Source organism: Catalinimonas alkaloidigena, from assembly GCF_900100765.1.
GTDB lineage: Bacteria > Bacteroidota > Bacteroidia > Cytophagales > Flexibacteraceae > Mooreia > Mooreia alkaloidigena.
In genome coordinates, this window is the sequence record NZ_FNFO01000001.1 from 713,291 (window position 1) to 725,066 (window position 11,776).

Below are 11,776 nucleotides of genomic sequence, written 5' to 3' on the forward strand. Positions count from 1 at the left end.
GTGAACAGAACCCCCGCAATGGTGCATCGCGGGGGCACTCAGGTGGTGTAGAGGTTAGAAAAAGGGCCGGGGGCGGCAGCGCCGCTTACGCCCCGAACTACGCGGGCAGGCGAAGGCTAATCCTCCGTGCTCACCCACGTAAAAGGGACCTTACGGCCTCATTGCCAGCGGTGGCGCATCATCCAGGCGACCCGCCAGGCGGCAAATCCCAGAATCAGCAAACCAATGGTATCGCGCTCGAGCATCGGCATTCGGAAGAAAGGCTGCGCTGCCAGAACCAGCAGGCCGATCGAAAGGTAAATGGCGATGATCCAGCCGAATAAAAGACGAGCGGGTAAAGTGTTATGAGGCGTCATTTTCGATGACTCCTTGACAGAAGAATGCCACGTTTTCATGGTGCAACGAAAAAAAAAGGGAAACTACGTTGCGCAGCAGAGGCGAACCTCTACTCAGCAGGAAACGGCGATCCAGGCTCCTGACACAGGGGCAATCCCGGGCGCAAACAAGGGAAAAGGATAGACCGCTCCCGTCAGGCTACGGGGCGTTCGTGAAGGTAAGTTCCAGCAGCGGTGTGGCGACGGGGCGCAGCAGCAACGCGCGGCAAAAAGGAATTTCGGCCTGTACGGGACGGAAGGCCAGGCAGTAGAATGAAAAGAGACGGAAGAAGGCTTTGCGAACCTCCACTTCGGGGGCTTGCTCTTGCGAGACCACCGGCACATCGGGCAGCGTGCCGACCACGGCCGCACGCGAGGCAATCTGGACTTGAGCCTCGTCTTGGTACGCGACGTCGGAAGTGGGGGAAGGGGTAGTGGCGAAGGAGAGGCGGTAGGTACACAGCGAGGCCAGGATCAACAACAATCCCATCACTCCCCAAACCCAACCGGTGCGTACAGTAGAACGCATACTCTCCTGATTTTCTGAAGCAATGTACGTAAAAAAATCCGTGTGATTCAAGCGTATGGCGAAATATTTTTTGCGCAAAAAAATGTGGTCGGCCGTGCAAAGAAAGTCGCGTTTTTGTGCAGAACTTTCGGCTCATGTGGACATACGTGCTTTTTGTTTTGGGCTTCGTACTGCTGATCGGCGGAGCCAATGCCCTGGTAGAAGGGGCGTCGGCCGTCGCGCGCCGCCTGATGCTTTCCGAGCTGGTCATCGGCCTCACCATCGTGGCGTTCGGTACCTCGCTGCCCGAGTTGGTGGTAAGCGTCGTGGCGGCTTCGCGTGGCGATACGGGCCTGGCCATCGGTAATGTGCTGGGGAGCAACATTTTCAACACCCTGATCATTCTGGGCATTGCGGCGCTGTTGCAACCGCTGCACCTGTTGCGCAGCACGCGCCTGATCGAGATTCCGTTTAGCCTGCTGGCCGTGGCGGCCGTGGCGGCACTCTCGAACGATAAGTTGCTGGGAGGCGCGGCCCACGATGGCCTGACGCGGGGCGACGGGCTGGTGCTGCTGCTCTTTTTCCTGATTTTCATGGCCTACACTGCCAACCAGTCCGCTCAGGAAGCGCCGGCCGAAACCGAACTGGCGATGCCCAACCTCTGGCTGGCCGGCCTGCGCATCGGGCTGGGGCTGGTCGGGCTGGTGCTGGGCGGGCGCTGGATCGTCGACGGCGCGGTGGAGCTGGCGACCCTCATGGGCATCAGCGAAACCGTAATCGGCCTGACCGTGGTGGCGGCTGGCACGTCGCTGCCCGAACTGGCTACCTCGGCCGTGGCGGCGCGGCGCGGCTACGCCGATCTGGCCGTCGGCAACGTGGTCGGGTCCAACCTCTTCAACATCTTCTTTATCCTGGGCGTGGGCGCTTCGCTCCATCCGCTTCCTTTCCAGTCGGGCAGTAACGTCGACCTGGGCGTGATTTTCCTGTCGGGCCTGCTGCTGTTGGGCATGGGGGCCTGGGGACGCATCAGCCGCGGGGCGGGTCTTGTTCTGCTGCTGCTCTACGGCGGTTACCTGGCTTACCTCCTGCTCCATCTGGTGTAACGCCCTCCGGCACGCTACTTTTTGGAAGTCACCAACTTTTCGTCGGCAAAAGGCGTAAAGCAAGGCATATTGTTTCTTTTTCAGCTTCCGGAACCCGTTACCACAGGTCGGCAGAGACGCTACTGACCCCAGAAGACCCGGTCTTCACGCTCCACCGGAGAGGGACATCCTCCCCGCAAAGAAGCTGGTGAAATGCCAGATCCAATCACCTAACCTTACTTTTTGCTGATCCATGAGTCAAAAATTAGAAGACGAAGCCGTCGAACACCATCACGCTTCGCTCCCCTCCACCCGTACCGTGACCCTCCGGGTGAACGGTACCGAGAAGCAGCTCGAGCTGGCCCCCTGGGCCACGCTGCTCGATGCACTGCGCGAATACCTGGGCCTGACCGGGACTAAAAAAGGCTGCGACCACGGGCAATGCGGTGCCTGCACCGTGCTGGTCGATGGCAAACGCATCAACTCGTGCCTGACGCTGGCCGTGATGCGCGAAGGCGCAGAAATCACCACGATCGAAGGCCTGGCGAAAGGCGATGCGCTGCACCCCGTGCAACAGGCTTTTATCGAGCATGACGCGTTCCAGTGCGGTTATTGCACGCCGGGGCAGATCTGTTCGGTCGTCGGGATGATGAACGAAGGCGAAGCCAAAACGCGCGACGACGTGCGCGACCTGATGAGCGGCAATCTCTGCCGTTGCGGCGCGTATACCAACATTCTGGCGGCCATCGAAGAGGTGATGCCGGAACTGAAGGAAGGAGGGGAGGCATGAGAACCTTCACCTACACCCGAGCCGAAGACGTCGCCACGGCCGTAGAAACCGGCAACGGGCAGACCAAATTCATTGCGGGGGGCACCAACCTGCTCGACCTGATGAAAGAAGACGTAGAACGTCCGACGCACCTGGTCGACCTGAACCAGCTCCCACTTCGCACCATCGACCCGACCGACGCGGGTGGCCTGCGCCTCGGTGCGCTGACGACCAACGCCGATACGGCCTACCATCCGGAGGTGCGGACGCGCTACCCGTTACTGTCCAAAGCGATTCTGGCGGGCGCTTCGGCGCAATTGCGCAACATGGCTACCGACGGCGGCAACCTCTTGCAACGCACGCGCTGCTACTATTTTTACGATACGGCCACGCCCTGCAACAAACGCGAGCCCGGTTCGGGCTGTGCCGCCATCAACGGATTCAACCGCATCCACGCCATTCTGGGCACCAGCGAACACTGCATCGCGACGCATCCGTCCGACATGTGCGTGGCCCTAGCTGCGCTGGGCGCTACGGTCCACGTCACCGGTAAAAAAGGCGACCGCACCATTCCGTTTGCGGAGTTCCACCGCCTGCCCGGCGATACGCCCGAGCGGGACACGAACCTGGAGCCGGGCGAGCTGATCACCGCCATCGAACTGCCGCCCCAGGGCTTTGCCGACCATCACGCGTACCTCAAACTCCGCGATCGTGCGTCTTACGCGTTTGCGTTGGTGTCGGTCGCCGTGGGACTGACGATGGAAGGCGAGGCGATCCGCGAGGCACGACTGGCCCTCGGCGGCGTGGCGCACAAACCCTGGCGCGATGCCGAAGCCGAAGCGTTGCTGAAAGATCAGCCCGCCACCGACGAGCACTTCAAAAAAGTAGCCGAAAAGGTCCTGCAAGGGGCAAAAGGCTTCGGACATAACGATTTTAAAATTGAACTGGCAAAACGGGCTATTGTGCGGGCACTCCGTCAGGCCGCCGGAAAGGAGGAAACCGCATGAGCACATCCACCCACTACCTCGGAAAAGCGACTTCGCGTGTCGACGGACGCGCCAAAGTCACAGGTCAGGCCAAATACGCCGCCGAATTTAACGCCCCGGGGCTGACCTACGGCTTCGTCGTGTCGAGCACCATCGCCAAGGGCAAAATCAAAACCATTGATACCAGCAAAGCCCTGGCCCTGCCGGGCGTTTTGCAAGTGTTTACGCACAAAAACCGGCCACCGCAGCCGTGGTTCGACCGCAGTTTTCAGGACGAAGACTCGCCGCCCGGTTCTCCGTTCCGGCCTCTGTTCGACCATCACGTCCACTTTAGCCAGCAGCCCGTAGCGCTGGTGGTGGCCGAAACGTTCGAGCTGGCCCGCTACGCCGCTACGTTGGTAGAGGTGACGTACGAGACCGAAGACCACGTGACCGACCTGGGCGTGCAACGTGCCAAGGCCTACGTCCCCAAGCAGTACAAGAACGATCCGCCACCCGACGCCCGCGGCGATTTTGAGAAGGCGTTTCAGGAAGCCGACAAGCGCATCGAAGTGGAGTATACGCACACCAGCGAGCACCACAACCCCATGGAAATGCATGCCTCGACGGTGGTCTGGGAAGAAGACGGTACGCTGACGATCTATGACAAAACCCAGGGGGTTGCCAACAGCCAGAGCTACGTCAAGCAGATCTTCGGCCTGTCGAAGAAAGAGGCGCGGGTCATCTCGCCGTTCGTAGGCGGTGGGTTTGGGTCGGGGCTGCGGCCGCAGTACCAGTTGTTTATGGCGACCATGGCTGCCCTGGAACTGAAACGGTCGGTACGCGTGACGCTCACCCGTCAGCAGATGTTTTCGTTCGGCCATCGCCCGGCCACCATTCAGCCCATTGCGCTGGGGGCCGATGCCGGAGGGACGCTGAAAGCCCTGAGCCACAAGGCCATCGGAGAGACGTCGCGTTTCGAAGATTACGCCGAAATTGTGGTCAACTGGTCGGGTATGATTTACCCCTGCGAAAATGCGCAGTTCGGGTACCAACTGGCGCAGGTAGATGCTTATACCCCGCTCGACATGCGCGCGCCCGGCGGCGTCACCGGCATGTTTGCCATCGAGTGTGCGATGGACGAACTGGCGTACGAGCTGAACCTGGACCCGCTGGAATTGCGCCTGAAAAACTATGCGGAGAAGGATCTGAACGAAGACCTGCCGTTTTCGAGCAAAGAACTGCGCGCCTGTTACGAACAGGGCGCCGAGAAATTCCGCTGGGCGCATCGTCAGGCCGCGCCGCGCTCCATGCACGACCGCCAGCACAACTTGGTCGGGTGGGGCATGGCGACCGGCTCGTGGGATTCGGCGCAGCAACCCGCCAGCGCGAAGGCGGTGCTCTCGCTCGACGGCAAACTGACCGTCAGCAGTGCAACGTCCGACATCGGGACCGGGACTTACACGGTGATGTCGCAAATTGCCGCCGACCGCATGGGGCTGCCGCTCGAAAACGTGACGTTCAAGCTGGGCGATTCGTCGCTTCCGCACGCGCCTTTGCAGGGCGGTTCCTGGACGGTTTCGTCCGTGGGATCGGCGGTGCAGTTGGTCTGCGACGGCCTGCGGAAGAAGCTGTTCAAGCAGGCGCAGAAGCTGGAAAATTCGCCGTTTGCCGACGCTTCGTTCGAAGACGTCACCTTTGCCGAGGGCCAGGTGCGGCTGACGCAGGATGCCAGCCAGGCGCTTTCCATTACGGAAATCATGCGGCAAAGCGGCATCAACAGCCTGGAAGAAGAGGTAGACGCCAAGCCCGACTCGAAACAGAAGAAGTATTCGATCTACGCGCATTCGGCGGTGTTTGCCGAAGTGAAAGTCGACGAAGACCTGGGTACGATCAAAGTGACGCGGGTGGTCAGCGCCATTGCCGGCGGGCGCATTCTGAACCCTAAAACCGCCCGGAACCAGATTCTGGGTGCGGTGATGTGGGGCATCGGGATGGCGCTGGAAGAAGAATCGGTGATGGACCACACCTACGGGCGGTTCATGAACCACAACCTTGCCGAGTACCACATTCCGGTCAACGCCGATACGCCGGAAATCGAGGTGATTTTCGTGGAGGAGCACGACGACATCGTCAATCCGCTCGGGGCGAAAGGCCTTGGCGAAATCGGGATTGTCGGGGTGGCAGCGGCCATCGCCAACGCCATTTTCCATGCGACCGGCAAGCGCGTACGCGATCTGCCCATTACGCTGGACAAAGTGTTGTAGCAAAAGTCTCAAAACAGAAAAAGCCGCTCGGTCCTGGATCGAGCGGCTTTTTCTGTTTTGAGGCGTCAGGAAAGCAACAGCGGTCTGACGACGATTTTTACACTTTTTTAAATACCGCAATCGCGTTGTGGCCTCCGAAACCGAACGTGTTGCTCATCGCCACGTTGACGGGCATTTCGCGCGCCTCGCCGGTGAGGATCTGCACGCCCGTCGGAATGGCCGGATCTAGTTGCTGCGTATTGATGGTGGGCGGCACCACCGACTCCTGAATCGCCTTGATGCACAGAATCGCTTCGATGGCCCCGGCCGCGCCCAGCAAATGGCCCGTCATCGATTTGGTGGCGCTGATCAGCAGATGGTCCGGTGCCTCACCGAAGACGTTGGTCACCGCCTTGATCTCGCTCAGGTCACCGACCGGCGTCGAGGTGGCGTGCATGTTGAGGTAATCGACCTGATCGGGCCGCAGGCCAGCCTCTTCCAGCGCCAGGTGCATGGCTTTGGTCGCGCCCAGGCCTTCGGGGTGTGTGGCCGTCATGTGGTACGCATCGGCGGTCATCGAGGCGCCGACCACTTCGGCGTAGATCTTCGCGCCTCGCTTTTTGGCGTGTTCGTACTCTTCCAGAATCAGCGCGCCCGCGCCTTCGCCCATCACAAACCCGTCGCGGTCCGTATCGAACGGGCGCGAGGCCGCCGTCGGATCGTCGTTGCGCGTCGACATCGCCTTCATGGCGGCAAATCCGCCGATCGACGCTTCCGTAATCGGGGCTTCCGAGCCGCCGGTCACAAAGATTTTGCCCTTTCCCCACTTGATGTAGTTGTAGGCGTCCATAATCGACGTATTCGACGTCGCGCAGGCCGAAACTGTGGTATACGTGATGCCCATCAGGCCGTATTTCAGGGAGATCATCCCCGACGCCATGTTGACCAGCAGGCGCGGCACAAAGAAGGGGCTGAACCGTGGGTTAAAATTCTGTTGCGTATAGGCTTTTACTTCGTCTTCGAACGACTGCATGCCGCCTTGTCCGCATCCCCAGATCACGCCGATGTCGAACGGGTCGATCTGGCTCAGTTCAAGGCCCGAATCGGCCAGGGCTTCGGCGGCGGCGTAGAGGGCGTACTGCGTGTAAGGGTCGCTGCGCTTGATCTCGTTACGGTCCAGGTGCTTCTCGGGCGTAAAGTCTTTGAGTTCGCAGGCGATCTGCGTACGGAACAGGGTGGGGTCGAAGCGGGTGATGCGGGCCGCGCCACTGGTGCCCCGGATGGCGCTCTGCCAGAAGGCGTCGACCGTGTTGCCGATGGGGGTAAGCGCCCCCAGGCCCGTGACGACTACGCGAGTGTGGTTCATGAAAAAAAGAAATAAATGAAAATTAAATCGATTGGATCAGTCCTTCTTTAATGGTAGCGAATGGGTCCTCGTCGGTCGCGCTTTTCTGCAACAACAGCGAGGCCAGCAGCGACGCGACCGTCAGGTGCGCCTGCGTTCGGGCGGGGAGCGAAAAGCGAAAGGCACTGGCCTCGTGTCCGCGTTGCAGCAGATCCGTCAGCCAGTCCAGCATGTCCCGGTGCAGCAGGGTAAGTTCGTGTTGCAAAGCGGTCGGCAACGTGTCGTAGACGGGCAACAGCGCCCCCATCAGGCACACCCAGTTCCGGCGTTTGCTCTCCTCGTACGTGTTCATAAAGTGTTCCAACTGCGCACGGAAGGGCAGGGCCGCCCATGCTTCGGTCGCCGCTTGCAGCGCCGTGCGGGCCCGAACCAACACCGCCACGCCCAGCTCGGCTTTGGTCGAGAAGTGGTAATGCACCGCCGCGTTCCGCACCTGCAACGGCGCGGCAATGTCCCGGTAACTAAATCCCTGGTACCCTTTGGTGCGAATCAGGGCTTCGCCCAGCCGCAGGATTTCGGTTCGTGTGTCTCCCACATCGCAAACTTACTGGTTAGTAAGTAAGTATCCAACGCCTCTGACGCGCTTACGAATTGATTATGTTACTCTGGTAGTTAATACTCGTGAGATATTGATCTTGGGAGAGGTATTTGGTTGTAAATGAGGAATTTATTTTAAAATAAGCTTAACTGTTGGTGATGGATTTTCGTAAAAATTAAGTGTGCGCGTGGAGCGGCACGGAACCACTTTTTATCCGGCCGCCTCATTTTTTGCGCACGTTTTGTTCACCTCATTTTTTAGCAACATCATGAAAACACAACACTTTCACATACGCGCGCTGGGTTGTTTCCTGGTCGGTGGAGGACTTCTGCTGGCAACCGGATCGGTAGTGGCGCAGAGCACTTCGCCCGTTACGCCGCCGCAAACGCCCACGATGAGCCAGTCGCAGACGCCTGAGATGAATGCGCCGGATTACAACAGTTGGGACACCAACAGCGACCGCAACATCGACAGCGATGAGTTCTACCAGGGCTTTACGACCAGCGACATGTACCGCACCTGGGATACCAACCAAGACGGCATGATCGACGACGCAGAATACAACAATGCCGCCTACGGCTTCTGGGATGCCGACCGAAACCAGTCGATTAACGAATCGGAGTGGAGCACTGGCACCGGCACACTGTACCAACAGGGCAGCGATTACGGAACCTTCCGCGACTGGGACCTGAATCAGGACGGGATGGTCGACCAGAGCGAGTACCAGACCGGCCTGAATACCTACAGTCCTATGAATGATACCGAGGTAACGGACCGCAACCGTACGTATTCGAACCGTATGTTCCAGATGTGGAACAGCAACCAGAACGAGTACCTGGAGCAGTCGGAATTCGATTCCATGACGCCTTATTTCAGTTCGACGGATAATTAATTCTCATTAGTGTTTAAGGAAAAAGCCCGGCAAAACGCCGGGCTTTTTCTTTTTTAGGAGGAGTTTCATCCGCTTAGCGGGCAATGACCAGCTTTTCCTGCCTGATGGGCACTCCGTTTTTATCGAAAAGGCGCACCACATATACGCCCGTTGCGAGTGCTTGTACGTCGATCGTGGTAGCGTCGGTTTGCAGCACGACCTGCCCCGTCAGGTTGGTAAGCTGCGTGCGCAACGGGACTGGCGTTTCGAGCGTCAGGTTGGTCTGGGCCGGATTGGGGTAAAGGCGAATGCGGGCGCTCAGGTACTCTGGCGTGGCGGTTGGGGTGTCGAACGCAAACGGCTGTGACATGCCGTAACAGGCATTGTCGTCGGCGCTGACGGTGTAAATCCCCGCTTCGGTTGGTACGTACGTCGCGGCGGTGGCCCCCGGAAGGGTGTCGCCTTCCAGGTACCATTGCAGGCGCATCAGTTCATCGGCGTTGGTGATCTCCAGCGTATCGCCACGGCGTGCAATCAGCGGGCGGGGCGGCTGGCGAAACTCTACTTCGATCGGCAGGCTGGAGAGCGAAAAATCGAGGCATTCCTCCGGAGAACCCTGCACGGTGTAGCTGCCCGAGCGGCTCACCACCAGCGTGTCGTCGGTCGCCCCTTCGATGGGTTCGCCGTTCTCGAACCACTGGATGTTGTACTTGTAGGGCAGGTTGATCACCATCGTGAGTGTATCGCGCCGAAACATGCCCGACGTATCGCACAGAATCACATGGCCGTCTTCGGGGTTGATGCCGAAGCTGCCCGACAGCGCCACCGTCAGTCCGGCAAAGGCCCAGCCGTCGACCATCACGCCCGGCGACAGCGCCGTGCAGGTGTCCTGCGTAACGGCGACCTGAAAGGTGAAGCCGGCGTCTTCGTACTGATCTACCACTAGGTATTGCAGCGTGTCGCCTTCCAGCGTATCGATCTGCGGGTTTTCGCCGAAGTTCAGGTAACGGTACCATTGGTACGCGTCGTATTCCTGCGTCCAGATCGTGTCCTGTGCATTGGGGCACAGCATCAGGTTGTTGGGCGTGATGGTCGGCGCAAGGGTACACTGCGCCCGCACCAGCAGCGAAGGCAGCACCATCAGGCCGAGGCTCAGGAGGAAACGTAAGGAGTGCTTCATAGAGGAGTTAGAAAAGGGTATAGGATGTGAAAGAAAAGCAACTGTCGTTCGGGTACAGCAACGCCAACGGGACGTCGGGTGCCGCCGGATACTAAACAACCAAATGCGATGGAGTAGGGAAAGGGCGTCGCGGCCAGCGTACGCCTCTGTCAAAGGCAAATATTCAGCGGGATGCCGGACCAAGGCAATGTTTCTGAGGAAGAATGGCCCAGAATGTATACAAGCGGACCAGGGCACGCCCGGCTCGACGAACCGGCCTCGGCCAGCGACGACACAACCCCGACCGCTGCGTATGGCGTGGGTTTTGTAAGTTGCCGCCCCGCCGGTAAGCCCTCCGAGGGCTTGCCCGCAGAATCAGCTTCCTTATGAACAGAAGAACTTTCCTGAAATCCAACTCCGTGGTACTGGCCGGCAGCGCGGTCCTGCCCGCTGGTCTGTCGTTCCCCCACTTTCGGGGTGACACGTTCACTTCCAACCGCCCCGCCGTCAACGCGCGGAACTTTACCAGCCCGGCCGTAGAGGCCACCCTCAAAGCCGTGAAAAAGGCCATCCGGAACCCGGAACTGAGCTGGCTGTTCGAAAACTGTTTTCCCAACACGCTCGACACCACCGTGCAGTTCGCCGAGGTAAACGGCAAGCCCGATACGTTCGTCATTACGGGCGACATCGAAGCCATGTGGTTGCGCGACAGTACCGCGCAGGTGTGGCCTTACCTGCCGCTGGTTACCGAGGATAAAAAGTTGCAGCGCCTGATCGTCGGTGTGATCAACCGCCAGACGCGTTGCATTCTGATCGACCCGTACGCCAACGCCTTCAACAAAGAGGCGACCGGTAGCGAATGGGAGAGCGACCTGACCGACATGAAGCCGGGCCTGCACGAGCGCAAATGGGAAATCGATTCGCTGTGTTACCCCATTCGCCTGGCGTATCACTACTGGAAAAAGACGGGCGATACTTCCGCCTTCGATCCGACGTGGCGACAGGCCATGCAACGGGTCGTGCAGACGTTCCGGCAGCAGCAACGCAAAGATGGCAACGGGCCCTACAAGTTCCAGCGTAACACGCCCGTCCAGACCGACACCATGCCGGGCCGCGGCTACGGCAACCCGATCAAACCGGTGGGCCTGATTTCGTCGGCGTTTCGCCCTTCGGACGATGCCACCACGTTTCTGTTCCTGGTGCCCTCCAACCACTTCGCCGTGGTGTCGTTGCGGCAGCTCTCCGAGATGGCACGTCAGGTCCTGCAGGATGCGTCGCTGGCGACCGAGTGTGAGGCGCTGGCCCACGAAGTCGAACAAGCCTTGAAGGCCTACGCGGTGGTCGAGCACCTGCAGTACGGCAACGTCTACCCGTTCGAAGTCGACGGTTTCGGCAACCAACTGTTTATGGACGACGCCAACATCCCGAGCCTGCTGGCCTTGCCGTACCTGGGATGCGTCGACGCAAACGACCCGGTCTACCAGAACACGCGCAGGTTTGTCTGGAGTACTGACAATCCGTTTTTCTTCCGGGGGAAAGCTGCCGAAGGCATTGGCGGGCCACACGTGGGCATGGACATGATCTGGCCGATGTCGATTACCATGAAGGCTCTGACCAGTCAGGACCCCACCGAAATCAAGGAGTGTCTGCAAATGCTGCTCGCAACCCACGCCGGGACGGGCTTTATGCACGAAGCATTCCACAAAGACAAACCGGCCGATTTTACGCGCTCGTGGTTTGCCTGGGCCAACACCCTGTTCGGCGAACTGGTCCTGAAGACCTACCACGAACACCGCGACGTCCTGGCAATGCTGTAGCCGACCCCGGGTTGGCTACACGTCCGCTGCGAAACCAAACTA

Annotated in this window: 11 protein-coding genes; 6 read left to right on the forward strand and 5 right to left on the reverse strand. The window is 59.5% G+C overall.

Annotation, left to right across the window (positions count from 1 at the left end):
- Positions 1 to 158: 158 nt before the first annotated feature.
- Together BLR44_RS02775 and BLR44_RS02780 are read right to left on the reverse strand one after the other, a co-directional pair.
- A complete protein-coding gene (locus BLR44_RS02775) occupies positions 159 to 356 on the reverse strand; it encodes a hypothetical protein (protein ID WP_089678689.1) in 198 nt (65 codons plus the stop codon).
- 178 nt (positions 357 to 534) lie between these two features.
- Positions 535 to 903, reverse strand: coding sequence for a hypothetical protein (locus tag BLR44_RS02780; protein ID WP_143017077.1), 369 nt, complete (start codon positions 901 to 903; stop codon positions 535 to 537).
- Positions 904 to 1,037: 134 nt separating this feature from the next.
- On the opposite strand from BLR44_RS02780, the gene BLR44_RS02785 reads away from it, so the two are divergent.
- The 4 genes from BLR44_RS02785 to BLR44_RS02800 all read left to right on the forward strand — a co-directional run bounded on the left by BLR44_RS02785 (position 1,038) and on the right by BLR44_RS02800 (position 5,965).
- Entirely contained in the window at positions 1,038 to 1,985 is a 948-nt protein-coding gene (locus BLR44_RS02785; RefSeq protein ID WP_089678692.1) for a calcium/sodium antiporter, read from the forward strand.
- A 232-nt stretch (positions 1,986 to 2,217) separates the two neighbouring features.
- Positions 2,218 to 2,754 (forward strand): (2Fe-2S)-binding protein, encoded by a 537-nt coding sequence (locus BLR44_RS02790; RefSeq protein WP_089678694.1) that lies wholly within the window; start codon positions 2,218 to 2,220, stop codon positions 2,752 to 2,754.
- Entirely contained in the window at positions 2,751 to 3,740 is a 990-nt protein-coding gene (locus BLR44_RS02795; RefSeq protein WP_089678696.1) for an FAD binding domain-containing protein, read from the forward strand. Before BLR44_RS02790 ends, BLR44_RS02795 begins: the two co-directional genes overlap by 4 nt.
- Positions 3,737 to 5,965, forward strand: coding sequence for a xanthine dehydrogenase family protein molybdopterin-binding subunit (locus tag BLR44_RS02800; protein ID WP_089678698.1), 2,229 nt, complete (start codon positions 3,737 to 3,739; stop codon positions 5,963 to 5,965). Before BLR44_RS02795 ends, BLR44_RS02800 begins: the two co-directional genes overlap by 4 nt.
- 97 nt (positions 5,966 to 6,062) lie before the next feature.
- Here BLR44_RS02800 and fabF read toward each other — a convergent pair whose 3' ends face one another.
- Positions 6,063 to 7,310 carry a beta-ketoacyl-ACP synthase II gene (gene fabF, locus BLR44_RS02805; RefSeq protein WP_089678700.1) on the reverse strand — a complete coding sequence of 416 codons (1,248 nt, stop codon included), beginning with the start codon at positions 7,308 to 7,310 and terminating at the stop codon, positions 6,063 to 6,065.
- Between the two features lie 22 nt (positions 7,311 to 7,332).
- Positions 7,333 to 7,884, reverse strand: coding sequence for a TetR/AcrR family transcriptional regulator (locus tag BLR44_RS02810; RefSeq protein ID WP_089678701.1), 552 nt, complete (start codon positions 7,882 to 7,884; stop codon positions 7,333 to 7,335).
- 271 nt (positions 7,885 to 8,155) lie between these two features.
- On the opposite strand from BLR44_RS02810, the gene BLR44_RS02815 reads away from it, so the two are divergent.
- Complete coding sequence (locus BLR44_RS02815) at positions 8,156 to 8,779, forward strand: EF-hand domain-containing protein (protein WP_143017078.1); 624 nt, start codon at positions 8,156 to 8,158, stop codon at positions 8,777 to 8,779.
- 73 nt (positions 8,780 to 8,852) lie between these two features.
- Here the strand turns inward: BLR44_RS02815 and BLR44_RS02820 are convergent, their stop codons facing one another.
- The gene (locus BLR44_RS02820; protein ID WP_089678706.1) at positions 8,853 to 9,938 is read right to left on the reverse strand and encodes a T9SS type A sorting domain-containing protein; all 1,086 of its coding nucleotides are present in this window, start codon (positions 9,936 to 9,938) and stop codon (positions 8,853 to 8,855) included.
- 365 nt (positions 9,939 to 10,303) lie between these two features.
- Between BLR44_RS02820 and BLR44_RS02825 the strand changes: the two genes are divergently transcribed.
- Positions 10,304 to 11,734 carry a glycoside hydrolase family 125 protein gene (locus BLR44_RS02825; protein ID WP_089678708.1) on the forward strand — a complete coding sequence of 477 codons (1,431 nt, stop codon included), beginning with the start codon at positions 10,304 to 10,306 and terminating at the stop codon, positions 11,732 to 11,734.
- Positions 11,735 to 11,776 lie beyond the last annotated feature (42 nt).

Bases quoted from the DNA above. Each gene is read 5' to 3' on its own strand.
- BLR44_RS02775 (WP_089678689.1), bottom strand. From the start codon at position 356: ATGACGCCTCATAACACTTTACCCGCTCGTCTTTTATTCGGCTGGATC.
- BLR44_RS02780 (WP_143017077.1), bottom strand. From the start codon at position 903: ATGCGTTCTACTGTACGCACCGGTTGGGTTTGGGGAGTGATGGGATTG.
- BLR44_RS02785 (WP_089678692.1), top strand. From the start codon at position 1,038: ATGTGGACATACGTGCTTTTTGTTTTGGGCTTCGTACTGCTGATCGGC.
- BLR44_RS02790 (WP_089678694.1), top strand. From the start codon at position 2,218: ATGAGTCAAAAATTAGAAGACGAAGCCGTCGAACACCATCACGCTTCG.
- BLR44_RS02795 (WP_089678696.1), top strand. From the start codon at position 2,751: ATGAGAACCTTCACCTACACCCGAGCCGAAGACGTCGCCACGGCCGTA.
- BLR44_RS02800 (WP_089678698.1), top strand. From the start codon at position 3,737: ATGAGCACATCCACCCACTACCTCGGAAAAGCGACTTCGCGTGTCGAC.
- fabF (WP_089678700.1), bottom strand. From the start codon at position 7,310: ATGAACCACACTCGCGTAGTCGTCACGGGCCTGGGGGCGCTTACCCCC.
- BLR44_RS02815 (WP_143017078.1), top strand. From the start codon at position 8,156: ATGAAAACACAACACTTTCACATACGCGCGCTGGGTTGTTTCCTGGTC.
- BLR44_RS02820 (WP_089678706.1), bottom strand. From the start codon at position 9,938: ATGAAGCACTCCTTACGTTTCCTCCTGAGCCTCGGCCTGATGGTGCTG.
- BLR44_RS02825 (WP_089678708.1), top strand. From the start codon at position 10,304: ATGAACAGAAGAACTTTCCTGAAATCCAACTCCGTGGTACTGGCCGGC.